The organism is Rickettsia australis str. Phillips (genome assembly GCF_000273745.1).
In the GTDB taxonomy this organism is placed as follows: Bacteria; Pseudomonadota; Alphaproteobacteria; order Rickettsiales; family Rickettsiaceae; genus Rickettsia; species Rickettsia australis.
The window spans coordinates 1-22,743 of record NZ_AKVZ01000033.1; the positions used below are offsets into that span (position 1 = coordinate 1).

Sequence of the window (22,743 nt, forward strand, 5' to 3'; positions counted from 1 at the left end):
GTACGCATAGTAATTTTACCCAAAAACTTACCTTCATAATTTTTAGGACGCCAACTAGGCATCCCAGGACCTTGCGCAATCTCAATAGGCCCATCGTTAAAAATCTGATTCGGCTTAATACCGTTTTCAAGAGCTGCGAGATAAACAAAGGTTTTACTCAAAGAACCGGGTTGACGAAGTGCTTGAGTTACTCTATCAAATTTACTTGTGGAAAAATCATAACCCCCGACACTTGCAAGTACCTGCCCGGTATTTGGGTTCATAACCATAATAGCACCATTTACTTCAGGGATCTGACGCAAAGCATAAAGAGCATCTTTTACAGGTTCAACTGCTATCACATCACCTTTTTTAAGTAAAGCCTTAACTGATTTAAGATTACTTCTTGTCCATTTCATTTCAGCAATAGGAATCCTAGATTTATTGCCATCTATAAGTCCAATCTCTGCATGATTATCGGCCACATCCAGAACTACAGCTAATTTATACTCTAAAAGCGATGGAGGAGTCGATAGTTTTTTTATCTCCTCTTGCCAATTATCAAGAGGAATATTAGCTATAGGCTTTCTAAAACCACGTCTTCTATCAAACTCCCTTAGACCTTTTCTTAAAGAGTTTTCAGCTAATTGCTGCATCTTTGCATCTAAAGAAGTAATAATAGTAAGACCTCCGGTATAAAATTCTTCCTTACTATTTAACATCCTAATTACTTCTTCTCTGACCTGTGCTGCATAATAATCTGCCGTAACAGTTTCTTCTTGAGCTCGTTTACGTAAAACTATCGGGCTATCCATAGCTTCTTTCGCAGCATCTTTTGTTATATAACCATCTTCAAACATACGTGCTATTACGTAATCACGACGAGCTTTTACTCTAGCGTAGTTTCTCTCTGGATTAAGTTCGGAAGGGGCTTTAGGAAGTGCTGCAATAAAAGCTGATTCTGCAATGGTAAGTTCCTCTACGGATTTATTAAAATAATTTTGTGCAGCCGCCGCAACGCCATATGCACCACGACCAAAGAATGTTTGATTAAGATATAATTCTAAGATTTGATCCTTAGTAAATACTCTTGAAATCATATAAGAAAGAATCGCTTCTTTAATCTTACGTTCAAGAGAAACCTCATTAGTTAGTAGAAAATTTTTAACCACTTGCTGAGTAATGGTAGAGGCTCCTTCCATACGCCTATGATGTAGATAATTAGATATGTTTAAAAATGCCGCTCTAACTATTCCAAGCAAATCGACGCCTGGATGGTTATAGAAATTCTTATCCTCAGCTGCGATAAAACTTTCTATTAATGAACTCGGTACGCTATTAATAGGTACAAATACACGACGTTCAAAAGCGTACTCCTCCATTAATTTACCGTCACGAGAATAAATACGCGTTACCGACGGTGGATAATAACGTGCAAGTTGTGAGTAATCAGGTAAATCACGTGAATAGTGATATATTATATACCCCACAACCACACAACCTATTAGAATAAGTACGGCAAAAATTTTTAAACAAAAAAACAGCGATTTATACATGACTTATAATATTTCGCCGGTTAAACTATTAAGTGAAGCCTTAGTAATTTTTACATCAATGATTTTACCAAGTAAAGATTTATTAGGGTTTTGGATATATACAGACTGCATATATAGAGTTTTACCTATTATTTGATCATCGAATTTACCGCTACGATCAAATAGAACTTTTATAGTACTACCAACACAACTTTCATTACAAGCTAATTGCTGAGCCATGAGTTCTTTTTGCAATATAGTTAATCTCTCTGATTTTATATGTTCAGGTATTTGGTCGGTTCTAGTTGCACCTGGCGTACCGGGACGTGGGCTATATTTAAACGAATAGCACTGACCGTATTTTACTCTGCGGACCAAATCTAAAGTGTCCTCAAAATCTTCATCTGTTTCACCGGGAAAACCGACAATAAAATCAGAGGATAAAACTATATCTGGCCTTGCTTCTCTTAAGCGATTAATTATATCAAAATAATATTCTCGATCATGTTTACGGTTCATTGCTTTTAATATTTTATTTGAACCTGACTGCACCGGTAGATGTAAAAACGGCATTAATTTAGGCTCAGTACCGTGCAGTTTTATTAGATCATCTGTCATATCCATCGGGTGCGACGTCATATAACGCAATCTCTCTAAATTTGGAATTTGTGCTAGATGTTTGAGTAAATCGGCTAAACTAAATATTTTATCTGCAGGACCTTTCCCGTGATATGCATTGACATTTTGTCCAAGTAGCATAATTTCTTTAGCACCGCCGCTAACTACCTGTAATGCTTCTCTGTAAACCTGTTCTACGTTCCTTGAAAATTCAGCTCCTCTTGTATAAGGTACTACGCAGAAAGTGCAAAATTTATCGCACCCCTCTTGCACCGATATAAAGCTACTAGCTCCTTGCGGATATAATTGTTCCGGTAAATTATCAAATTTCGCTTCTTCAACAAAATCAAGATCGATTAAATGTTTTTCGTGTCTAACGACTTTTGAGATTAATTCCGGTAGGTTGTAATAAGATTGCGGACCGACAACAATATCGACATAAGGAGTTCTTGTAAAGATTTCTTCCCCCTCTGCCTGAGCAACACAACCTGCTACAACTATTATTGCAGAGTTTAATTCTTGTTTTTTTCTCGTATCTTGTAGTTTCTTAATACGACCGAGTTCAGAATAAGTTTTCTCAGCTGCTTTCTCTCTGATATGACAGGTATTTAGGATAATAACATCAGCTTCTTCAATATTTTCCGTAGGTTCATAACCAAAAGGATAAAGCAAATCTTGCATCTTAACGGAGTCGTAAACATTCATCTGACAGCCGTAGGTCTTAATATAAAGCTTCTTACTCATAAAATTTTTAATATTATAAAAAGTTCTATACTATACTATATTTAGATCATTTTATCAAATTTTAAATAAACCGAAAACACTATCCATCTGCTCTTCTTAACTTAATTAATTCATCTACTAAAGAAAAATTTTTTCCTATAGTATCTATATAATCTTGCACTTTTGTGTGTAATTTTGCTAAAGCTTGATTTGGAGTAGTAATACAAATTATACTTTCTTTTTTATGGGCTTTATCTTTTATTGTCTTTTTTGCCATATTAATAATACTTAATAATGAATAGTATTTTTATCAAATAAGGATAAACATACCATATTATTTTTTACTTATAAATTCAGCTAAGCTTTAAACTAATTTCTTGACGTATTAATCCTATCCATATAAATTTGCATGGATAATAACTAAGTGGATATGTGATTAAGTGTTTTTTAGCAAAAGAAATTGAATTTTAAATATTATTGCTGATTAATTCTTGCTGTACAGATTCTTTCGGTGATTTCTTTTAATTTTTCTATTCGTTCAATAAGATAAAGCAGCTATTCTTTTGTCATTTTATAGTTTTTATCATATCTTGGCATCAGCATAAGCTTTTTCAAGAAGCTCAAAACACTTTTTTTGTTCTTCGGTTAATTGAAACACACTTAATAATTCATTATCGTAATTTCCTGCCATACTGCCCAGTTTTTGTAAATTGTATAGTTTAAAGTTTGTAGTTTGAGAAAACTAATAAAATAGTGCTGTAAAGACTTTACGTAGCTTGATGAATGGGCAAGGCTGATAAAGCATACTCCAAATCGTTTAAATAAGTAGTTGCCCCTTTTAAAAAGTCGTGACCTCTACCACACCAATATTCATAGTAATCTTTAGAGATTTCTTTCATCTCACTCCAAGGTAAATCTTTAGCTTCGCTAAGCATAAATTCCTTGCTATCATATAAAAGAATACCTTCTTTTGTGATATCCGTATAAAAATAACGTCCTTTTTCTAACTGCCTATTTATATATTCTTGAATCATATGGGATAATTTGATGTTTTATTACTACCGTTTTTTCTAATCTTTTATGTATTCTATCTTTTAATTTTAAAGCAGTATAACCTTTATAATTACCTTTGTTGCAGAATTATCAAGATATCAGTATCGCTATGATAGCCTTTAGGTAGATCAACGCACCCAATCACCTCTAGCAAAAGAGCCGTATAAGATAAATCATAGCAATTTTATCCTAGGCAATATCTAGAATTTGCGGTACTATAAAATTAAGCCTAGCTTGGATCTTAAGAGGAAGTTCAGGTAAGGCGGTTTTCATTTAAATATCTATATTTTATATTTCTGCTTTTAGCTTTTTTAGTTCTTCTATTTTAAGCTTAGTATATCGTGCTATTTTCTCTATAGGTTCATTCTCTATTAACATTTTTTTGCTGTTTCAATTTTCTCTTGTTCTATACCCTTCTCCATACCGGCATTAAACTTTGCTTCAAACTTGTCTATTTCTTGTTGTATAGCCATTTCAGTCCTCAAATAATCATCATGCTCTTGATCTGTCCGTTTATATTGCTCTAAACTTGCACATGTCGATAACACAATTTAATTTTTAATTTCTTTTGGCGGTTCTTGTTCTTGCGAAGCATATTTTAATAAATGTAACCATTCATCAGTATCATCTTTGAGATGATTTTTTTAATTTTCCCAATTCAATGAATACATAAGTTAATAAAAACAAATATTGTTTATGGGTATTGCTTTCTTTTATGTAATGATCGCTAATATACGGCAATTCATCAGGCAAAGCTTTTGTTCCTATGATCGCAATTATTTACTACTGGCAATAAATCTTTATGTTTCATACCTTTCTTAATTTGACTAACGTAGGTATAACAACCGTAAAGCTGCGTTCTATTAAGATAATCTTTCTCCATCTTACGCTGCATCTCGATTATATACCAAGTTAGATAGCTTAAATCTATAATCCTATCTTCTTTCGATAACCTAAGAAGAGAGTGCAGTAAATTTATTAATTTTACTTTATCGCTAAATAATTTCTTAAATGCAACATCATTTGTACCACCTAAATATCTTTGCATGAATAATTGAATCTTTAATATATTTTAATATATAATAAATTAATTTTAGGTAGTAAATTACTTCAATTTATTATCGATATTAGAGTTCTTGCATAACTTATCTTATAAAGAGGAATTCATCAGGAAACCCTTGCGCCACCGCAGCGTATATAAATATGTGAGGATGGGAGGTAGCAGATTGACGTATAAATTACCTTTAGACGGAGGTTATGTAAGAAGTCTATTGGATTAATATCTATCATTATGATTGTATACTCCCCAAATTGCTTTCTTTGAGATCCATCCCGTATAACCTTTACATGTAATTTGGCAGAATTGTTCTTTGCATTTTTTTAAACCGCAGCGAACCTTAGGCATTAATTTTGCTATAACTCGGCTTTTAGAATCGACAGATTTGGTAAGCTCTATTTCCTTATCAGAGGTAATAATCACTGATCTTTTACCTGATAAAACGCTTGAATGTATCCAACCACCTTCACCGTTAATGTCACGTACTTGTCGCCATTGCTCGTACTCTGCAGTTATTTCTACCGGTTCGCCTTTTTTAACAAAAACCCATTCTACGGCAGATTTAGTGGTTGGTCCGCTCCTTGCATTTACTTCATTAGATTTTATTGAAACAAATCTCGGAATAGGCAATTTTTTATTATCGGCGTTAATTGTTGTTGATAATATTATCGTAATTAAAATGATAAAAACTTTAATCATTATCTTCCACTTCAGATAAAGCATCTTCTTTTTTTGCTATTATATAATTACCAAGCCTAAATTGTACTTTTATTCTATTAATTTCCTGCTCGCTAATACCTATATTTTTCAGGACTGTTCCACCGATTTGTAATCCAGTCTCATAACTTTCCGGAATAATAGTTGTGGCACCTAAATCATAAAACTCTCTAGCATTTTTTAAATTTTTTAACTTAACGACCACCGGTATATCCTGATAATTACCGCTAATTGTTTTAAGCGATTTCTTGATAGTTACTTGATTATTCATAGTAAGTATTATAGCGAATGCTCTTTCCGTACCTAATGCCTTTAGAGTATCGGCTTGCGATACATCACCTTTAAAAACCGGTAAACCGTTTGATAGCTCTTCTTTGACTCTATCATCATCTAAATCAAGTATTACGTAACTTATACCTTCCGCTTCCAAAACTCTTGCTACCATTTTACCGGTATTACCAAGGCCAGCAATAATGATATGGTTTGTTAAATCTCTTGCCCCAAGCTCAATCATTTGAGTCGGAGTTTTACCAAGTCCTTTATCAACTTTCTCAGCAATCTTTTTCCCTAAAGCTGCGAGTAATGGAGTAAGTGCCATAGTAAAAGTAACTACGAGTAATAATATATCGGCAGTACCTTCTTCTAATACTCCACTATCTTTACCTAAACTGAATAATATAAAACCAAACTCTCCACCTTGCGATAATAATAAGCCTGAATAAAAAGCAACTCCTTTATTAAAACCGAATAAAATACAAAAAGCTGTTATGATTAAGGTTTTTATACCTATTAAAGCAATAGATAAAGTAAGAATATGAGATATTTTTTCATACATTTCTAGTGCGTCGATATTCATACCGACAGTCATGAAAAACAATCCTAAAAATAAACTTTTGAAAGGATAAATACTTTCTTCTGCCTGCAATCTAAACTCAGTTTCAGCAACTAATACTCCCGCAACAAATGCTCCTAGAGCTAAAGATAAACCAAATGTTTCGGTAGCCCAAGCAGCAGAAAGTACTATTAACAAAGTCATCGAAATAGGTAACTCGCTTGCATTATTACTTTCTGATGAAATGAATGAAAATACAGGACGAAGAAACACACGACCAACAATAAATATTGTAAGTAAGGCCGTTACGGCTTTTAAGAGTGCAATACCAAGAGCCGCTGCAAGCGAGGCTTTATTATTACCGGCAAGTAACGGAACTATCACAAGCAATGGCACTACAGCCAAATCTTGCAGTAACAGAATAGCTAAAGAAACTCTTCCTATTTGTGTCGATTGACTACGATTTTCCTCAATAACCTGCATCACAAGTGCCGTAGATGAAAGGGCCAAACCACCGCCGGTAATAATAGCTGCACTACTATTGCCGTCTATAAGCACCATTGCACCGGCAATTACTATAGCGGTTGTTAAAACTTGCAAACTACCAAGACCAAATACATATCGTCTCATAGCTTTTAATCGCTCAAAAGATAACTCCAGTCCTATCGCAAATAATAGAAATACTACACCAAGTTCACCTAGTAACTTAGTTTGGTCATATGTTACGATTTTTAAACCGTGATCACCTATTGCAGCTCCTGCAATTAAGTAACCAAGTACCGGACTTAATCTAAGACGCTTAAGTATAGCTACGATAAAAACCGCAGTACCAAGTAAAATTATAACGTTAATAAGAATATGATCGTTCATCTTTTCCAAATTTCTTCTAGCTTAAAATGCTCCCGTGCTTCAGGATAAAAAATATTAATTAAAACAGTACCGGCATCTATTAGTACCCACTCTGATTTACCAAGACCCTCTATATTACTATTTATACCGGCATTATTTTTTAATTCTAACGCCACATATCCAGCAATTGCTCCAACATTTTTAGTCGAACGACCGCTAGCAAATATAATGTAATCGGCTAATTTATGTTTTCCTGTTAAATCAATTACCTCAACATCTTCTGCTTTTTTCTCACTTAAACATTCTAAGATAAATAATTTTAATTCTTCAGTTTCTTTTTTCATAATAATTAATAAATGATATAATAATATTAATTATTATATTCATAAGAGTAGAGTTTATCAATGAATGTTTAAAATTCTATAATAAAAATTCATATAAAGCTTTACTTTAACCAAAAAAACTTTAATTAATATTTAGGCTTTTATATCTAAAAAGTGATAAAATAATGGCAATATCTGCAAAAGAGTTAGAAAAAATACTTAAGGAATCCTTCCCAAACAGCATAATAAAAATTACTGATTTAGTAGGAGATCAAGACCATTATGCATTAGAAATATCAGATGTTCAATTTAATGGATTTTCTTTAATTAATCAACATAAGTTAGTAAAAAACGCCCTGTCTGAAATATTAAATAAAAAACTACATGCGATTACCATAAAAACTATCGCAGTTCCTGAAAAATAATTACAAATATTAATATAATAAATTATGCCTAAATTCAACTTATTATTTAAGTTTTATACTTACTTAGGATTACAATTTTCCTGATAAAGCAAAATTTATAAATATAACTTTTGTATTAGTCAACAATATGTTGACTAATATTCTTAAATAGGTACTCTAAAATTAATCTACTCCCAGCTCTAAATGCAATATAAACTCAGCTTTTCTAAAACAGCTTTAAAAAATTTACTCAAAAGTTCTACAAACAAAAGAAAAGCTATATTAGAAAAATTAGAACAACTAAAGTTAAGTCCTTATAAGGAAAATAATAATATCAAAAAATTAATAGGACATAACGGGTATAGATTGGAGATTATAGGGTGATATATAGTATAAATAAAGGAAAGTTAGAAATTCTAGTAATTAATGTTGACGTTAGAGTTAGAGGAGAGGGCTATAAATGAGTAATAAACATATAATAGAATATCAAGGAAAGCCTACTTTTGTTGTTATACCTTTTAATGAATATCAGGAACTTATCAATAAAACACAATGTATTACCGATGAAACATTATACGCTGAAGCTATAGCCAAAAATGAGGAATATTTTCCTGAAGCTTTGGTACAAAAAATTTTAAATGGCGAAAATCCGATTAAAGTTTATCGTGAATATAGAGGGTTATACCAAGAGCAATTAGCTATTAAAATCGGTAAAACTAAGCAATATATCTCATCTATTGAAAAAGGATTATGAAAAGGTACAATAAGACACACTAAAAAAACTAAGTACTGTTTTAAATGTTGATTTAGATATGTTATGATTTGCAGCAAAAAATAACCATAATTAAATCTTTATTAGAAATGTTAATAGAGCTAATATTTATAACGCTTAGATTATATAAGGAGTAAAATTTATTTTTACTCCTTATTAATTTATGTAAATTTACTCTTCAAGTTGTTTTTTTATCCATTTTTTATATTTTTGTTCATCTAAAAGACCTTGTTTTAAGGTTTTTTATGCATCATGCCATTTATTATTATGCTCATTTAATCTTTCATAAGCAGTATTAGTATCTTTTTCACTTGTATGCATAGCATATAATATAGCTTTATAATCAACTAAATCAGCAAGTATCACTTTACCTTTTGTTAGCCATTGCTTACTGCTCGGTCCTTTTACTGTTTTCTCATTATGTTTTGATCAAAGCTCATTTAACTCTTTTGCATGTCTTTCATGATCCGTTTTAAATGCCTTCAATTGTTTTTTATAATCTTCATCAGTAATTTCTATTAATAGCAGCTTTATATGCTTCAATAGCATCATAATCAAGCTCTACAAGTTCTTTTATTGCATCGGCAAAATTATTTTGGGTTCTTACTAAAGTTGTCATGTTAGCCTCCTTAATTTTTGGTTGTAATTATAAGCCTACTCCTTAAATTTTTTCAGGTCAAGGTTAAAAAACAACAATAAAAATAAATTTTTTATAAGTAAACAGTAATTAACTTTATTGTTAAGAATAATAGTTTATAATATTGACCTACCATATAAATCTTTCTACCATCATAATATGGATCTACTGAACACAAGATAATTAAGTGGTTCTGTATTATTAACTAACCCAAATATTTAGGAGGGAATTATGACTAATAATAACAAAGGCTTTGCCTCTAGAGACAAAGGAAAAGTAAAGGAAATAGCTGCTAAAGGAGGACATACTTCTCATAAAGGTAGCCATTAAAATAATAGATAGAAAATATTAAGCTGCATCTTTGATTATAAAATAAAATTTACCACCCAGCCAAGGATAAAAATTTTATAGTTCTTATCCTTAACTGATGCAGGTTTTTAGAAGTTTACTTTAAGTCTTAGCGTACCGGACTAAGCATGGTATTTTTTAGCTAAGTTCAGCCCATAATGCACTCCGTACTCCATTCTACCTTTCTTAACTATTACTCCTGCTCCTAAATCATACAGCATTTTAATAGGTTTAGGTGATGGTACCGGTAGAGGCTCATTAAGACCGTTAAGATCTGCAATGATTGCTGGTGTTTTACCTTTAAATTCGTAATTAATAAAGGCATGAACTTGCGGTCTAATTATGAACTTATCCTTATAGAAAGTTGTTTTAATTTTACCGCCGAGTATACCCTCAATCTTATTATTGACGCTTCTGAATAGTGCGGATCTGGAAAGAAGTACCGTATTCTTGATAACTGGAATCTTTAATCTTAGTAAGTCTGAGTCCTATCATCGGTGCTAACGAAGTTTCTTTCCATAGATAACTATAACCCCCAACTACTTGACCGCTATAAGAAGTTGAATGATACTTACCGTGTGCTGTTTCATAACCACCTATAATATTACATAGCTCATTAATTTTAATATCGCTTCGTGAATAGGTAGTTACGCCTGCTATAAACAGGTTATTTATAAAGTTATATAAACCGTATATGGAACCAATATTAGTTCTGACCTTTAGTAGTATTACCGGCTTTAGCATTTTGGTAACGTAGCTTCGTATCGACTCTAGTATAAGCAGCTCCAAATACTATATTATCGTTTATAACGGTATCAACCCCGAGTGAACCACCGGTAGATTTAGCTTTATAACCGCTAAGCCCGTTAAAGGCTTCTTGTACCGCTTTGCCGTAATATGTGCTAACCCATACTCCGTAAACGGAATTATTAGCGTTACCTTCACCGAGTTCACAGTCACCGCCTCCGCGCGACAGCTCTGCACCTCTTTTGCATGATTCAGCACCTTCTGCTGCAGGATTTACACCATCCTCTGGAGCATCTTTAAGAGTTTTAAGTCTCTTACCTACTTCTTGAGTACCGGTACTAGTATTATCATGAGCAGCATTAAAGCCGTCATTTGCATTAGAATGACTTATTCCGCTACCTGAATTTCCGCCACTACCTGTACCTGAAGAATTGCCTAGGCTACTACCTATAGCAGGCATACCGCCATCAGAACTGCCTCCCATATTGTTACTATTATTAGCAGGAGCAACACCTGTTGTTGTAGGATTACCACTATTACCATATGGACTGCTTCTACTGTTGGTTACACCGCCGTTAGAGCTTGCACCACCATAGCTTGTGCCACCTATACCGACGTTACCCGGACCATAAGGATTGCTTCCAACATTAGCTGGACCACTACCCGTAGTGCCTGTAGCTCCACCTGTACCAACTTATAGGTTCCCGCCTACTGTACCAATATTACCACCAGTAGTTTTACCCGTACCCGGACCACTTGGAGCCACAACACTTGGGCCACTCGGAGTAAATACTCCATCGGTTACAGAACCGCTAGGAACATTTCCACCTGGTGCCAAGACCGTTAGGACCAAAGACTCCTCAGCCTGTAATCGGAGTATTACATCCTGCTGGATTGCTAGGTGTTACGTCGTAGCCCGCCCGGAGTGGTAGGCGGAACATATATATTGTTAACTACACTACCACTAGTCGGTGACGGTTGTATAGGATTGGAACCACTACCAACACTTGGACCAACGAAAGGACCCATAGGAGTAAGCAGAGTAGTTACTCTATGTATTTCATTTGAAGGTCTTTGAATTATAGGTAATACTACTTCACGTCTTTGCTCTACAGGGGTATTCACTATAACATTACCGACAGGAGTATTTATTAAAATTTTAATGATATTATCTATTGTTACATCTCCTGTTGGTTCTATCGGTAAAAGTACAAAAGAATTATCTGTAATTTGTCATCTGACAAATCCGCCTTCATTAGCAGTAACGTTAAACGGTAAGCTTGCAGCATTACCGACTTATATTGCCTCCTGCCCCGCTAATGACAGGATAAGCACTACCATGCCCAATAGCAGATGGATTATTTTGTGCAGTTAAAAATACTTTAATTGAAGAAACATTTGATAAATCAAAGGTACTACCGCTTGCGAATACTATATTACCGCTATTTGCGTTACCTGTTTGACCTGCATTTATAGTATCATATAAGACATTTATAATAAGCTCACCGGTTGTATAAGTGATTATTACCAAAATCAAAAGTAATATTACTACCTGATATATTACCCCAGACATTTACTTTAGTATTATCACCGGTAAACATCATTGTCGCCTGATCGGCAACTATAGTATTTGCTCCTAAATTCGATGCAATGAAAGCGGTTTTCTTCGGTACAAAAGTAATAACATTAGCACCAATTACTGCTTTTTGTAGCCATACATCATCATCGAATTTATGACTACCACCGTTAATAGGTGCTTGTACAAGTGCAGCATTAGTATATTCCTGCTGAAGAATCGCTACTGCTCCCTTTGAATTTCTCTGAAACGATTTTTGTTTTATAATTAAATTTCATGGTTGCTCTCGGAACTTTAACACCACTGACCGTGGCTGCAGCTATATCTAAGCTCTTACTGTTATAACCGGTAAATACAGCTGATTTACCGGCATCAATAGTAATAGCTTTAGCATAATATCCCCTTTTACCGTGCCTTTATTACTACTAAACTGAACTAGTGTAAGGTTTAAATTATCACCGCCTAAATCATCGATAAAACCGTTATCGGCATTAAATACTGCCGTAACCTCGTTATTAGTGTTGGTTGTGACAATAGAGTAAACATCTTGGCTATCAATGGTGAATTTACCGTCACTATTAAGCTGAATAGTTTTAAGGTGGTTTGAGTCTGAACCGAACGGCGAAGTACCTGTTATTAAATCACCCGTTATTGCAAGAATATGGATTTTATTGCCGGTAGTAGTAGCCCCACCAACCGTGCTTGTATTGGTAAGTGTTAATGTTACAGGCTGACCAGTAGTAAATGAAACAGTATATACATCTACGATACCCGTAAGTGTAACATCACTACTACTATTACCTATGTCACCAGATGATGTAATAGGTGTAGGGCTGTTAAATGTTATCAAACTAAGGCTAGGTGCTACAGCTAGGTTAAAAGCATTCGGGCTAATCTTTTTGTTAACACTTATAAAATTAACTGCCCATTAAATTTTATATCACCACCATCAATTAAAATTATATTTCCTGCATTAACATCTCCAGTACGATTCAGCAAATCAGTGCTAACGGTTATATAACTAACTTTTGAAGTGCTGCTACCTATAGCCACACTAACGCTACTTGGACCGGTAAACATTAAATTAACGCCATTCCCCGTAATAGTACCAACTAAACTAGTTGGTTGCGTCAATTCTATAGTACCCGTACCGACTCCTTGAATCTTAGCAATTGACATATTACCGCCGACATTAATCGTGACGGTGCTTTTGTCAGCTCCTGCTTTTAAAATTTTGAGGTTCGTAATTGTATTCGTTGAGTTTCCATTACTGTTAACCATACCTATTAGTACCGTTAGGTTAATCGCCGGTACTAGTGATATTACCTGTGATATTTGGGACTGTATTATTTGCGGTTTTAAAAATTGCTGTACCGGCAACATTTTGAAAATCCATACTCCCCTTCACTATTGTAGTACCGAATTGAGTAGGTCCACCAGTTCCGGTAGGAGGAGCAAAGAATACATTAGTGTTAACTGTCTCACTCCCTAGTACTGGAATGGATATATTAATAGTATCCGTAGCAAGAGCCGTTATTCCTATGTCTCCGTCTCCTGAAAAAGCTATTTGTTTTAGCGGATAATCAACAGTACCAAGAGAACGGGTATCAGGATTAATTCTTTTATTTTTATCACCGTCTATTATTAATTTAACTCCAGCATTTTGTGCATTTAATTCAACTATAGCCGTATGTGCTGTAAGAGGCTCTTATTACCGGTTCGATATATTGTACTTGGGGTATTGACATCTGCCGAAGTAGCCATTAATTTTAAAATAGATGAATCGTTTTTAAATGCAACACCCGGTGTATCTAAGTCAAAATCAGCATTTATTGAATCAAGTGCATAAACGGCCGGTCCAACATTAGCATCACCGATGTTAAGTGCACCAATTCTTGCCGAGGTAAGTGATGCATCGACAAAAACCCCACCGGCAGCAATATTAAGCACCGCAGTATTCCTCACATCAAGTCCATTTGTACCTAACTTAGCATTAGTACCAACAACTCCGACATTACCACTCACATTTATAACAGCAAGAGGATTTGCCTTTGTACCAAGAGTTTCATTACCAACATTACCCTGTAAAGTTAATACATTCTTATTTGGCGGAGTACTAGAAATACTACTTAAATTAACAGTACCGCCCGCATTACCACCATTGACAAAACCATTAACACTATTTGTAAAGGTAACTTGTTGATTTTCGCTAGTAGTTAAACCAAATACGGATTTAGTATTATTCAAATTAATAGCACTTCCTAGAGTTAAAGCCTTGTTAGATACGTCTACAGTAAATGCTGCGGCTGCATTTCCCTGCCCGATATTAATTGTGTTTACCGTACCTATACTTGAATCAGTAGCCGTTAAAGTAGTGCCGTAGTATAAACGTTTAATGTTCCTGTGTTCCCGTTTGTAATTTGGCTGTTAAGTAAATAACCTGCAGAATTTGTACCTGAAAACTCTAAAATACCGCCATTGGTAAAATCCACGTTACCGCTTGTTGTAAGCGAGTCTTATAAATTCGCCACAGCATTGTTACCAAGTGTTAAAGAAGCAGCTGACACACTTTTTTGAAAGATAATCGTTTTATTACCCAATGCATTAACAGTAATTGCCACAATATTATTTATGACTCCGGTAATGTTACCCGCCTCCTAAAAATACTAAATTACCTGCTGCTGTGCTACTAGTAACGGATTGTAAAATTCCTGTATCATTAACATTAACAGTACCTGCATTACCGATAAAATTAGTCTGTCCAATAATAGTGGTTATGTTAATAGTTCTGACACCGCCAAATGCTGCATTACCGGTAAACGTTCAGGAATTTACCACAACACTTCCCGTTACTCCATTAGGTGCATTAACAATTGCTGCATTATTAACATTAAAAGTATGAGCATATGAGGCTACGGGTAAATCACCGTTCACATTAAAAGTTACTGTATTTAAGCTGCTCCCAGAGCCCCTGTAGCACCTGTTATGCTACCGCCGTTAAATAAGTATACCGTTATTACCTGAAGTATTTGTGATAGCACTATTAACGTTAGTACCATTATTAAGAGTTAAAGAAGATAAAGCATTAGTTAAAGCAACTGCACCCGCATCAACATTCCCGGCAAGGCTTGCAGGACCTGCACTACGTTCACTGCAGCAATAGCAGCGGCATTAGTACCTATATTACCAACAACACTAATAATTCGTAGCTCAATTTAATACACCATTATTTGGGTTAGCAGTTGTAACTGCACTTGTTAAAACAACATTGCTGCCAACAGTTAAAGAAGAGGTATTATTAGTAAGAACCACGTTAGTTGAGCTGACGTTAGCACCGAAAGTAACAGGGTTAGGACCTATATTTACTAAAGCAACTGCCGTGATAGTACCAGTAACATTACCGCCATTAATAGTTACAGTTCCAGTATTTACAGCATCTGTAGTAATTGCTCCATTAAGACCGTTTTGTAGTAATAACGTACCTACACCGACAGCAAAATTTACAGCACCCGTCATTGAATCACCAGCAATCACATTAGTACCATTTACCGATACTGAAATTTGTAGCCTTAGAAGTAGAATCTAAAGTAACATTACCGCCTGCATTAAAATTCACAAGCGTAATAGCATTACTAGCACCAACCGCACCCGTAACCTCTGTACCTGCACCAAAATTTATCGTACCATTAGAACCTATAGTACTATCTATATCACCGGTAATTGTTGAGCCGTTAGTAACGATTCGCAAAATTTATAGCTCCTATAACATCACTTACCGTAAGATTGGTGGTGGTTGTAAAATTAATCGGTGCATTAACGTTATTCAGTATTAGATTACCTGTTATACCGGTGAGAATAGCATTTTTCGTATTAATCATCGGGACTACAGTAATATTCCCTGCTCCTGAAAAAGTCACACTATATTAAAAGATTACCGCCTACTCCTACTGTACTTAAATTAAAATCTGCTCCATCTAATATTAAAGTGTTGCCGCTGGTTGAGCTTAACTGAACTATACCACTTGCCGCTGCACTGGGATTTAAATCCCAGTTCATTGTAACCGTTACATTTCCGTTACTTTGGATATTTAATTATTGAACCGGCATTTTTGCATTTCATATTAGCAGTACTAATATTAAAATCCGCATTAGGCGCTAAAATACACGTCCCAACTCCACTATTATCACCGATATTTATATTAGTAGCACTTGCCTAGGTAGCAGTTTGATCGGTCAAGTTCCTATTGCCTGTAGCATTAAGAGTCGTAATACCGCTAAGGTTAATTCCTCCACCAGCTGTAACAGTTTCTATAGTACTAACCAGTTAAAATACTAAAATTATTAGTATTTTTTATTATTTTTATGGACCTAGTTAGCAAGCCACGGGGTGACACAGTGGGTTTTACCGGTCCACGCTGGTAATGCCTGCTTACAATAACGATATCTTGCTTTATTGAGCAAAATCTATAAATTTTTGCATAAACAAATTGATTTGCTACGAATAATAGAGTATATAGTATAGACATCATTAATTCTCGGGGCGTAGCGCAGCCTGGTAGCGCATCTGGTTTGGGACCAGAGGGTCGGGAGTTCAAATCTCTCCGCCCCGACCATAAAAACATAAATTATAATGTCAAAAGACGACCTCATTCAGTTTACAGGTACAATACTTGAACTTTTACCTAATGCTACTTTCAGAGTAAAGCTTGATAATAATCATGGAATTATTGCTCATACTTCCGGTAGGATGCGTAAAAATCGTATCAGAATATTACTAGGAGATAAAGTTACGGTAGAAATGACTCCTTATGATTTAACTAAGGGGCGTGTGATTCATCGTCACTAGTCTTTATAAGTATGAAGCAGAACAGAGAAAACCTACCGATTATATTAGCATCAAACTCTCCTGCAAGAATTGAGTTACTAAACAGAATCCAAATTATCCCTTCACAAATTATTCCGGCAGATATAGATGAAACACCTAATTTGCGTGAGTTACCCGCTCCCTTAGCCATAAGACTTGCTTATGAAAAAGCTATTAAAGTTGCATCTCAAATAGAGGAATCATCTATAATTATAGCTGCCGATACGGTAGCGGCAGTAGGTAGAAGAATATTGCCGAAAGCTACTACTTATGAAGAGGTCAAGAATTGTATTAAGATGGTATCCGGGCGTCGTCATCGTGTCTATACCGGTTTATGTATTATCAAAAAAGAGAATGATCAGCTTACAGTTAGACAAAAAATAGTTCAGACTATTGTTAAGTTCAAAAAATTAAGTGATGAAGAGATTAATTTTTATTGTTCTTTAGATGAAGGGAGAGATAAAGCCGGCGGGTGCAAAATTTCCGGTTATGCAGAAGCTTTTATCTCATTTATTTCCGGCTCATATTCAAATGTTATGGGATTACCTTTATTTGAAACGGTAAATGCTCTAACTTCTTTAGGTTTTAAGGTATATTAATATTGTAGTGTTGCCTCTGTAAAGATTGATCTTGTTACATGGATCGTTTATGTCATTCCCGCATGGCATTGTTGCACCTTAGCCGTCATTGCAAGGAGCGAAGCGACGCGGCAATCCAGAAAAATAATTAAAAAAATTCTGTAAATCAGAATTCTTTACTGGATTGCTTCGTCGAAGTACTACGTAATTCTTCTCACAATGATGAAAAGCCGGTCTACGCAACAATGCATTCCCGCCTCCCGGGGATAACATTGAGTAGGTTTTTCGAACCATACACATCAATTACAATTTTAATTCCCAGGCTCATCCAAATGACTTCTCTCATAATTTTCATGACGCTCTTGAGCTTCAATACATAATGCATCAATAGGTCGTGCTTCTAATCTTTTTATACCTATTGGGTTGCCTGTTTCTTCACAGTAACCGTATTCCCCATTTTGAATACGTAATAATGCTTCTTCTATTTTACTCATTAATTTACAATATCTATTTCTACTACGAAGCTCAAAAGCTCTTTCTGTTTCATGAGTAGCACAATCGTTAAGATCGGATTCTTTTAAATTTTCTTCCTTTAAATGATTTAAAGTCTCTTGAGATTCCTTTAATAAATCCTCTTTCCATCTTAAAAGTTTTTGTCTAAAATATTCTAGGTGATTAGGACACATATATTCTTCATCTTTAGAAGGTTTATATCCCATAGGTAATTTAGGTGTTTCTAGCATATTAACATCTCAATATTAGCTTTAGTATATAGTTTATAAGGTTTTTAAAATAATATAATATATAACTTAAAATTAACGCAAGCAGATTATGAGTATTAATTTTATTTTTTAATTGGATATGCTGTAGTATATACAGTCTCTAAACGCTTTATACTTGTTTTAGTATAGTTTTGTGTAGTAGATAGACTTTTATGACCTAATAGCTCTTGAATAGAGCGTAATTCTGCACCATGCTCAAGCAAATGTGAAGCAAAACTATGTCTAAATGAATGAGCAGTTAAATGCTGCGGTAAACCATAAAAATGCTTTAACTTAATTAATTCACGATTAAATACCTGTGGCTGCAATTTCTTACCTTGCTTTCCTCTAAATATCGGTTCATTATCCTCTAGCTTATACGGCAATATTTCTAAATATTGGGTAATTAAATTTTTAGCAATCGGTAACCACGGAATTATTCTTTCTTTACTACCTTTACCTATTATTCTTATAAATTCTAGATTTTGTAGATGAAGTTTCGTAATTGATAATGCTTCTGATATACGTAGACCTGAAGCATATATAAGAACAAGTAGGGATTTATTTCTAAGTTCTACCCACTTAACATTCCCGTATTCTTCAATATGTTCAAGGGATATTACTACATCATCCTCCGATAAAGCTTTTGGTAATAATTTAGTTTTTTTAGGAGATTTTATAGAAAAAATTATATGACTATTTAATTGTGTTGTTTTCTCTAAAAATCTATAAAAATTTTTTACTGCAGATAAACCACGTGAAATTGAAGAAGTGGTAAAATTATCACAGTTACGTTTTGCAAGCCAACTTCGGATTAATCTTATATCTGCGTTTTTAATATGATTTATCGTTACAAGCTCTGAATTATAATAATTCATAAACTTAAGGAAATTCTTAAGATCATTATTATAAGAAATTACTGTATAATTAGAGTAATTTCTTTGCAAAACGAGGTATTTTTGCCACTTATCTATTAATTCTTGAATTAATATATCTAACATTTATAAAAACTTAACTATTTTTAATATTATTCTTAATGCTAACAATTATTGACTCATAATTTTATAAATGTTAGCATAAGTTGATGGTTGATGCTTACATATACGTAACCTATAAAACACAAAAAATTTTTTAAGTAAAAAATTTAATTTATTTTAGGAGGATAAATTATGTTAAATAATACACTATTTTTAGATTTAATGAAATCCTATATGAATCCGGAATTTTATATGAGTTCTATGAAAAATATCCCTAGTGTAGATCTTTCATCTATCATAAATACAATGCAACGAGCTATGAATATTCTTTTAACAACTAACCAAATTGCTACAGAAAGCATGCAATCTTTGCTTAAGAAAAATTCCGAGATTACACAAAATAATGTTAATACTATTTTGAATACTACTAAAGAAGCAGCAAATTCTAAAAATTTCAAACAAGCTAGGGAATGTCATCAAAAATGTTTAAAATCTATTTATGAAACATCTATGGATAACGCTAAGGAATTAGCAAGTATTGCTTATGAAGCTTCACACAAAATATTTGAAGCCGCAAATAAGCATATTGCCGAAAATGTTCATCATGCTTCTAATAATATGCAGAATATGGCAGAACAAGTACAAAAAAACTTTAATAAGAAATCTGCGTAATTTTTAACTATTTTTTACGTCATTCCTTTAAAAGCAGGAATCCATCATAAAGCGAGATAAATCGAGCTTTTAATTTCAAAAATTTGCTGCATTTATACTTTTTTTGGATTCCTGCTTTTAAAAGAATGACGTAAGAGCCATACAGCAACACTTTCCATCAATTACTCGCCTTTCTGTTTAACCAATTTTGTAAATAAGACTCTGCTAGCTCCTGATCTTCTATAACAATCACATTTTCGGCATTACGTTTATCGGCAGCAGCCGTGAAATTAAACGAACCGGTTATTACTTTCTTTTTATCAATAATTATAACTTTATTATGAGCAATTCCCGGTACTTTATCTATACCTACATCAATTTTTGCTTGTTGTAATTCGTGTAATTTAGAAAATTTCTGCTTTAAATTACTACGATCAAGCAATATTCTAACTTTTACTCCTCGCATCTGTGCATTAATAAGTGCAGTAGTAATTAACGCATCGCTCATACCGTATGCCTGCATATAAATAGATTTTTCAGCTTTATCTATCTGATTGGCTATAAACTTAGTACAACCGGCAGGTGGAGTAAAACACGTACTAACTTTACTTCTTGAAAGCTCTGAAATATTGTAATGCTTTATTTGTGGAGCAAATAAAGCGAATGATTTTTGATTTATTAGATTAGTAAAATAATCCGGATTCTGTCCATAAATACCTAAAGCAACTCCCAAGATAAAGGCAATAGATATTTCTATAAATTTATTATTTTTTCTCTTCATGACTTATTTATATTTTAGGCGTTGTGTGTATGGATCAAGAAACACCCATTGTCATTCCCGAGTAGGTGGGAATGACAATGAAGTAACAACACCTACTGCCTTACGTAACTGCCCGGTGCTTCTTCAATAGCCTTTAGATTCTGATAATCTACAGAATCTACTAGCTTATTATCATTATTTTTTATAAGCCAATCAAGCCAATAATTCCACCATGAGCCTTCATATTCCGTAGCCTTTATAAGCCACTCATGACTACTTAAACTTAAGTCATCGTTAAGCCGATAATTATATTTAGCAATCGCAGGAGGATTAACTACACCTGCTACATGCCCTGAATCCGTGAGACAAAAAATCTTATGTCCGTTTAATAATTTTACTCCATCATATATTGAACGCCATGGAGCTATATGATCTTCTTTTGCGGCTACAAAAAAAGTGTTGCAATCAACTTTGCCAAGATCTATTGTTGTCCCGAGTACCTCTAAATTATTAGACTCTTTTAGCAAGTTATTACAATATGTATTGTGTAAATATTCCTCATACATTTTTGCCGGCAAGTTAGTAGAATCAGCATTCCAATATAGCAAATCAAAAGGCATAGGTTTTTTACCAAGCAAATAATTATTGACAAAAAACGTCCAAATTAGATCATTTGCCCTTAGCAAACTAAAACTATTTGATAAATATTGTCCATCAACATAGCCCTTTAGCTTTATATCTTCTTTAATGTAATTAATTGTAGCTTCATTAAAAAATATTCCAAGCTCGCCCGGGTGAGTATAATCAAGCAAAGTAGTAAAGAAAGTGCTACTGTGAACAGAATCTATTTTTTTTACTTTAAAGTAGGCGATAATTATAGCAAGGAACGTACCACCCATGCAATAGCCGACAAAATCAATTTTCTCAAAACCAAGATTTCTAACATACTCAAAAGGAGCTAAAATGCCGTCTTTTAAGTAATCCTCAAAGCCTTTTTCCGATAGAGAGATATCAGGGTTAACCCATGAAATAAGAAAAACTTGAAAATTATTTTCTACCAAAAAAGATACTAGAGAATTATGCGGAGATAAATCGAGTATATAATATTTATTTATACATGGCGGAATAATAAATATCGGAATCTTATGAGTTTTCTTTTTCGGCTCATAGCATACTAGCTGCATCAAGTCATTTTGGAATATAACTTTTCCTTTTGTTGCCGCAATATTTTGACCGAGTTTAAAGGCGGATTTATCGGTAGTTTTAATATTTAATATATCGCCTGAACTTTTGATATCTCTTAAGAAATTTTCTAATCCCTGTAATAGATTTTGACCGCCACTTTCTAACGTCTTACGTAAAACTGTTGGATTACAAAAAGCAAAATTTGAAGGTGAAAAAGCATCAATAAAATGTTTAGTTACAAACTCTAAATGTTGTTTGAGATCATTTGATAGCTCATATTGTTCTATATGCTTCTTAAGCCACTCACTAGATAGTAAATAATATTGTTTAACAAAGTCAAAATAAGCATTATCCTCCCATGAAGAATCTTTAAATCTTTTATCTCGATTATCCGGAAAAAATACAGCTTTTGCCGGACTACCAACAAATTTTGCAAAGCTATTCGCTGTAAGCTCTCTTAACTTATCAATATATTCAATATTAAGCTGACAAAATTTTTCAGGATTTGCCCAAAATTGTTCTACTATTAAAGAAGCTATAATCCTGTTTTTATCACTGTCAATTAGGCTCTTAGGGATCATACTACCTTTGCCTTGCATGAAATGCAAAATAAGCTCTTGATATTTATCGGCAATTTCTTTGAAATTATTAATTATCGTCTCGTGCGGGATGTTATACATGTTTAGTTCTGATAATGTTATATGATTGTATGGCTCTATATGTCATTCCCGCGGAGGCGGGAATCCAGACTAAAAAATCTTGATATTAAAGATTTTAAATTACTTTAGTCTATTTTT

At 33.8% G+C, this 22,743-nt stretch carries 32 protein-coding genes, 1 tRNA gene and 3 pseudogenes; 10 read left to right on the plus strand and 26 right to left on the minus strand.

The window, feature by feature from the left end; genetic code table 11:
- The 9 genes and pseudogenes from A452_RS0106065 to rsfS form a co-directional block, all read right to left on the minus strand.
- Nucleotides 1-1,535: penicillin-binding protein 1A (locus A452_RS0106065; RefSeq protein ID WP_017208657.1), on the minus strand; the 1,535-nt coding region annotated here is incomplete at its 3' end.
- A gap of 3 nt (nucleotides 1,536-1,538) precedes the next feature.
- Nucleotides 1,539-2,876 carry a tRNA (N6-isopentenyl adenosine(37)-C2)-methylthiotransferase MiaB gene (gene miaB / locus A452_RS0106070; RefSeq protein ID WP_014412256.1) on the minus strand — a complete coding sequence of 446 codons (1,338 nt, stop codon included), beginning with the start codon at nucleotides 2,874-2,876 and terminating at the stop codon, nucleotides 1,539-1,541.
- 79 nt (nucleotides 2,877-2,955) lie between these two features.
- Nucleotides 2,956-3,132, minus strand: a complete 177-nt coding sequence (locus A452_RS11220) for a hypothetical protein (protein ID WP_014412255.1) — start codon at nucleotides 3,130-3,132, stop codon at nucleotides 2,956-2,958.
- A gap of 197 nt (nucleotides 3,133-3,329) precedes the next feature.
- Nucleotides 3,330-4,181: pseudogene (locus tag A452_RS13065) on the minus strand (HEPN domain-containing protein).
- A 191-nt stretch (nucleotides 4,182-4,372) separates the two neighbouring features.
- Nucleotides 4,373-4,519 (minus strand): annotated as a pseudogene (locus tag A452_RS13120) (Rpn family recombination-promoting nuclease/putative transposase); the annotation flags it as partial.
- Nucleotides 4,520-4,653: 134 nt separating this feature from the next.
- Nucleotides 4,654-4,956 (minus strand): PD-(D/E)XK nuclease family transposase, encoded by a 303-nt coding sequence (locus tag A452_RS10905; RefSeq protein WP_081482414.1) that lies wholly within the window; start codon nucleotides 4,954-4,956, stop codon nucleotides 4,654-4,656.
- 228 nt (nucleotides 4,957-5,184) lie between these two features.
- Complete coding sequence (locus tag A452_RS0106110) at nucleotides 5,185-5,664, minus strand: SH3 domain-containing protein (RefSeq protein ID WP_014412253.1); 480 nt, start codon at nucleotides 5,662-5,664, stop codon at nucleotides 5,185-5,187.
- Complete coding sequence (locus tag A452_RS0106115; protein ID WP_014412252.1) at nucleotides 5,657-7,384, minus strand: monovalent cation:proton antiporter-2 (CPA2) family protein; 1,728 nt, start codon at nucleotides 7,382-7,384, stop codon at nucleotides 5,657-5,659. The genes A452_RS0106110 and A452_RS0106115 overlap by 8 nt, the downstream gene beginning before the upstream one ends.
- Nucleotides 7,381-7,707: a ribosome silencing factor gene (gene rsfS / locus A452_RS0106120; protein ID WP_014412251.1), complete on the minus strand. Its 327-nt coding sequence runs from the start codon at nucleotides 7,705-7,707 to the stop codon at nucleotides 7,381-7,383. The genes A452_RS0106115 and rsfS overlap by 4 nt, the downstream gene beginning before the upstream one ends.
- 164 nt (nucleotides 7,708-7,871) lie before the next feature.
- On the opposite strand from rsfS, the gene A452_RS0106125 reads away from it, so the two are divergent.
- The 3 genes from A452_RS0106125 (at nucleotide 7,872) to A452_RS0106135 (ending at nucleotide 8,844) form a co-directional block, all read left to right on the plus strand.
- A complete protein-coding gene (locus A452_RS0106125) occupies nucleotides 7,872-8,111 on the plus strand; it encodes a BolA/IbaG family iron-sulfur metabolism protein (protein ID WP_014412250.1) in 240 nt (79 codons plus the stop codon).
- 183 nt (nucleotides 8,112-8,294) lie between these two features.
- Nucleotides 8,295-8,474 carry a type II toxin-antitoxin system RelE family toxin gene (locus A452_RS0106130; RefSeq protein ID WP_014412249.1) on the plus strand — a complete coding sequence of 60 codons (180 nt, stop codon included), beginning with the start codon at nucleotides 8,295-8,297 and terminating at the stop codon, nucleotides 8,472-8,474.
- A gap of 76 nt (nucleotides 8,475-8,550) precedes the next feature.
- Nucleotides 8,551-8,844 carry a helix-turn-helix transcriptional regulator gene (locus A452_RS0106135; RefSeq protein ID WP_014412248.1) on the plus strand — a complete coding sequence of 98 codons (294 nt, stop codon included), beginning with the start codon at nucleotides 8,551-8,553 and terminating at the stop codon, nucleotides 8,842-8,844.
- A 261-nt stretch (nucleotides 8,845-9,105) separates the two neighbouring features.
- On the opposite strand, the gene A452_RS12625 is transcribed toward A452_RS0106135, so the two are convergent.
- On the minus strand, nucleotides 9,106-9,228 hold the full coding sequence (locus A452_RS12625) for a hypothetical protein (RefSeq protein ID WP_014412247.1): 123 nt from the start codon (nucleotides 9,226-9,228) through the stop codon (nucleotides 9,106-9,108).
- Between the two features lie 502 nt (nucleotides 9,229-9,730).
- Here A452_RS12625 and A452_RS10070 point away from each other — a divergent pair.
- On the plus strand, nucleotides 9,731-9,829 hold the full coding sequence (locus tag A452_RS10070) for a KGG domain-containing protein (RefSeq protein ID WP_017208661.1): 99 nt from the start codon (nucleotides 9,731-9,733) through the stop codon (nucleotides 9,827-9,829).
- Nucleotides 9,830-10,249: 420 nt separating this feature from the next.
- On the opposite strand, the pseudogene A452_RS12260 reads toward A452_RS10070, so the two are convergent.
- The 8 genes and pseudogenes from A452_RS12260 to A452_RS12630 form a co-directional block, all read right to left on the minus strand.
- A pseudogene (locus A452_RS12260) lies at nucleotides 10,250-11,078 on the minus strand (autotransporter outer membrane beta-barrel domain-containing protein).
- A gap of 210 nt (nucleotides 11,079-11,288) precedes the next feature.
- Nucleotides 11,289-11,447 (minus strand): hypothetical protein, encoded by a 159-nt coding sequence (locus tag A452_RS10915; protein ID WP_017208664.1) that lies wholly within the window; start codon nucleotides 11,445-11,447, stop codon nucleotides 11,289-11,291.
- A 44-nt stretch (nucleotides 11,448-11,491) separates the two neighbouring features.
- Nucleotides 11,492-11,719, minus strand: a complete 228-nt coding sequence (locus tag A452_RS0106170) for a hypothetical protein (protein WP_014412245.1) — start codon at nucleotides 11,717-11,719, stop codon at nucleotides 11,492-11,494.
- Between the two features lie 163 nt (nucleotides 11,720-11,882).
- Nucleotides 11,883-12,167, minus strand: coding sequence for a hypothetical protein (locus A452_RS08660; protein ID WP_017208665.1), 285 nt, complete (start codon nucleotides 12,165-12,167; stop codon nucleotides 11,883-11,885).
- A 328-nt stretch (nucleotides 12,168-12,495) separates the two neighbouring features.
- Nucleotides 12,496-13,020: a hypothetical protein gene (locus tag A452_RS08665; protein WP_017208666.1), complete on the minus strand. Its 525-nt coding sequence runs from the start codon at nucleotides 13,018-13,020 to the stop codon at nucleotides 12,496-12,498.
- A 59-nt stretch (nucleotides 13,021-13,079) separates the two neighbouring features.
- A complete protein-coding gene (locus tag A452_RS12265; protein WP_017208667.1) occupies nucleotides 13,080-13,553 on the minus strand; it encodes a hypothetical protein in 474 nt (157 codons plus the stop codon).
- A gap of 297 nt (nucleotides 13,554-13,850) precedes the next feature.
- Entirely contained in the window at nucleotides 13,851-14,417 is a 567-nt protein-coding gene (locus A452_RS08680; RefSeq protein WP_017208669.1) for a hypothetical protein, read from the minus strand.
- Between the two features lie 119 nt (nucleotides 14,418-14,536).
- Nucleotides 14,537-14,662, minus strand: coding sequence for a hypothetical protein (locus A452_RS12630; protein ID WP_269208722.1), 126 nt, complete (start codon nucleotides 14,660-14,662; stop codon nucleotides 14,537-14,539).
- A gap of 191 nt (nucleotides 14,663-14,853) precedes the next feature.
- On the opposite strand from A452_RS12630, the gene A452_RS11230 reads away from it, so the two are divergent.
- Entirely contained in the window at nucleotides 14,854-15,072 is a 219-nt protein-coding gene (locus tag A452_RS11230; RefSeq protein ID WP_162828824.1) for a hypothetical protein, read from the plus strand.
- 129 nt (nucleotides 15,073-15,201) lie between these two features.
- Entirely contained in the window at nucleotides 15,202-15,333 is a 132-nt protein-coding gene (locus A452_RS12635; RefSeq protein ID WP_017208671.1) for a hypothetical protein, read from the plus strand.
- Between the two features lie 47 nt (nucleotides 15,334-15,380).
- Here the strand turns inward: A452_RS12635 and A452_RS0106210 are convergent, their stop codons facing one another.
- From A452_RS0106210 to A452_RS10925, 4 genes are read right to left on the minus strand one after another with little or no spacing between them, the layout of a single operon-like run.
- Nucleotides 15,381-15,704 carry a hypothetical protein gene (locus A452_RS0106210; protein ID WP_014412243.1) on the minus strand — a complete coding sequence of 108 codons (324 nt, stop codon included), beginning with the start codon at nucleotides 15,702-15,704 and terminating at the stop codon, nucleotides 15,381-15,383.
- A gap of 1 nt (nucleotide 15,705) precedes the next feature.
- Nucleotides 15,706-15,918 (minus strand): hypothetical protein, encoded by a 213-nt coding sequence (locus A452_RS0106215; RefSeq protein ID WP_014412242.1) that lies wholly within the window; start codon nucleotides 15,916-15,918, stop codon nucleotides 15,706-15,708.
- The gene (locus A452_RS0106220) at nucleotides 15,902-16,087 is read right to left on the minus strand and encodes a hypothetical protein (RefSeq protein ID WP_014412241.1); all 186 of its coding nucleotides are present in this window, start codon (nucleotides 16,085-16,087) and stop codon (nucleotides 15,902-15,904) included. Before A452_RS0106220 ends, A452_RS0106215 begins: the two co-directional genes overlap by 17 nt.
- Before the next feature lies 1 nt (nucleotide 16,088).
- Nucleotides 16,089-16,226: a hypothetical protein gene (locus tag A452_RS10925; protein ID WP_017208672.1), complete on the minus strand. Its 138-nt coding sequence runs from the start codon at nucleotides 16,224-16,226 to the stop codon at nucleotides 16,089-16,091.
- Between the two features lie 480 nt (nucleotides 16,227-16,706).
- Here A452_RS10925 and A452_RS0106230 point away from each other — a divergent pair.
- The 3 genes from A452_RS0106230 to A452_RS0106240 all read left to right on the plus strand — a co-directional run bounded on the left by A452_RS0106230 (nucleotide 16,707) and on the right by A452_RS0106240 (nucleotide 17,633).
- A tRNA-Pro gene (locus A452_RS0106230) sits at nucleotides 16,707-16,783 on the plus strand.
- A 17-nt stretch (nucleotides 16,784-16,800) separates the two neighbouring features.
- Nucleotides 16,801-17,016 (plus strand): translation initiation factor IF-1, encoded by a 216-nt coding sequence (gene infA / locus A452_RS0106235; protein WP_014412240.1) that lies wholly within the window; start codon nucleotides 16,801-16,803, stop codon nucleotides 17,014-17,016.
- An 11-nt stretch (nucleotides 17,017-17,027) separates the two neighbouring features.
- A complete protein-coding gene (locus tag A452_RS0106240) occupies nucleotides 17,028-17,633 on the plus strand; it encodes a Maf family protein (RefSeq protein WP_014412239.1) in 606 nt (201 codons plus the stop codon).
- Between the two features lie 290 nt (nucleotides 17,634-17,923).
- Here the strand turns inward: A452_RS0106240 and dksA are convergent, their stop codons facing one another.
- Nucleotides 17,924-18,355, minus strand: a complete 432-nt coding sequence (gene dksA / locus A452_RS0106245) for an RNA polymerase-binding protein DksA (RefSeq protein WP_017208673.1) — start codon at nucleotides 18,353-18,355, stop codon at nucleotides 17,924-17,926.
- Nucleotides 18,356-18,456: 101 nt separating this feature from the next.
- Complete coding sequence (locus tag A452_RS0106250) at nucleotides 18,457-19,374, minus strand: tyrosine recombinase XerC (protein ID WP_014412237.1); 918 nt, start codon at nucleotides 19,372-19,374, stop codon at nucleotides 18,457-18,459.
- Nucleotides 19,375-19,542: 168 nt separating this feature from the next.
- On the opposite strand from A452_RS0106250, the gene phaP reads away from it, so the two are divergent.
- Nucleotides 19,543-20,022, plus strand: coding sequence for a phasin family protein (gene phaP / locus A452_RS0106255; protein ID WP_014412236.1), 480 nt, complete (start codon nucleotides 19,543-19,545; stop codon nucleotides 20,020-20,022).
- Between the two features lie 157 nt (nucleotides 20,023-20,179).
- Here the strand turns inward: phaP and pld are convergent, their stop codons facing one another.
- Nucleotides 20,180-20,782 (minus strand): phospholipase D, encoded by a 603-nt coding sequence (pld, locus tag A452_RS0106260; protein WP_014412235.1) that lies wholly within the window; start codon nucleotides 20,780-20,782, stop codon nucleotides 20,180-20,182.
- A 92-nt stretch (nucleotides 20,783-20,874) separates the two neighbouring features.
- Nucleotides 20,875-22,626, minus strand: a complete 1,752-nt coding sequence (locus A452_RS0106265) for a PHA/PHB synthase family protein (RefSeq protein ID WP_014412234.1) — start codon at nucleotides 22,624-22,626, stop codon at nucleotides 20,875-20,877.
- Between the last annotated feature and the right edge of the window lie 117 nt (nucleotides 22,627-22,743).

Coding starts and splice junctions, on each gene's coding strand:
- miaB (WP_014412256.1), bottom strand. CDS start 2,876: ATGAGTAAGAAGCTTTATATTAAGACCTACGGCTGTCAGATGAATGTT.
- A452_RS11220 (WP_014412255.1), bottom strand. CDS start 3,132: ATGGCAAAAAAGACAATAAAAGATAAAGCCCATAAAAAAGAAAGTATA.
- A452_RS10905 (WP_081482414.1), bottom strand. CDS start 4,956: ATGCAAAGATATTTAGGTGGTACAAATGATGTTGCATTTAAGAAATTA.
- A452_RS0106110 (WP_014412253.1), bottom strand. CDS start 5,664: ATGATTAAAGTTTTTATCATTTTAATTACGATAATATTATCAACAACA.
- A452_RS0106115 (WP_014412252.1), bottom strand. CDS start 7,384: ATGAACGATCATATTCTTATTAACGTTATAATTTTACTTGGTACTGCG.
- rsfS (WP_014412251.1), bottom strand. CDS start 7,707: ATGAAAAAAGAAACTGAAGAATTAAAATTATTTATCTTAGAATGTTTA.
- A452_RS0106125 (WP_014412250.1), top strand. CDS start 7,872: ATGGCAATATCTGCAAAAGAGTTAGAAAAAATACTTAAGGAATCCTTC.
- A452_RS0106130 (WP_014412249.1), top strand. CDS start 8,295: ATGCAATATAAACTCAGCTTTTCTAAAACAGCTTTAAAAAATTTACTC.
- A452_RS0106135 (WP_014412248.1), top strand. CDS start 8,551: ATGAGTAATAAACATATAATAGAATATCAAGGAAAGCCTACTTTTGTT.
- A452_RS10070 (WP_017208661.1), top strand. CDS start 9,731: ATGACTAATAATAACAAAGGCTTTGCCTCTAGAGACAAAGGAAAAGTA.
- A452_RS08660 (WP_017208665.1), bottom strand. CDS start 12,167: ATGTCTGGGGTAATATATCAGGTAGTAATATTACTTTTGATTTTGGTA.
- A452_RS12265 (WP_017208667.1), bottom strand. CDS start 13,553: ATGTTGCCGGTACAGCAATTTTTAAAACCGCAAATAATACAGTCCCAA.
- A452_RS10925 (WP_017208672.1), bottom strand. CDS start 16,226: ATGAACTGGGATTTAAATCCCAGTGCAGCGGCAAGTGGTATAGTTCAG.
- infA (WP_014412240.1), top strand. CDS start 16,801: ATGTCAAAAGACGACCTCATTCAGTTTACAGGTACAATACTTGAACTT.
- A452_RS0106240 (WP_014412239.1), top strand. CDS start 17,028: ATGAAGCAGAACAGAGAAAACCTACCGATTATATTAGCATCAAACTCT.
- dksA (WP_017208673.1), bottom strand. CDS start 18,355: ATGCTAGAAACACCTAAATTACCTATGGGATATAAACCTTCTAAAGAT.
- A452_RS0106250 (WP_014412237.1), bottom strand. CDS start 19,374: ATGTTAGATATATTAATTCAAGAATTAATAGATAAGTGGCAAAAATAC.
- phaP (WP_014412236.1), top strand. CDS start 19,543: ATGTTAAATAATACACTATTTTTAGATTTAATGAAATCCTATATGAAT.
- pld (WP_014412235.1), bottom strand. CDS start 20,782: ATGAAGAGAAAAAATAATAAATTTATAGAAATATCTATTGCCTTTATC.
- A452_RS0106265 (WP_014412234.1), bottom strand. CDS start 22,626: ATGTATAACATCCCGCACGAGACGATAATTAATAATTTCAAAGAAATT.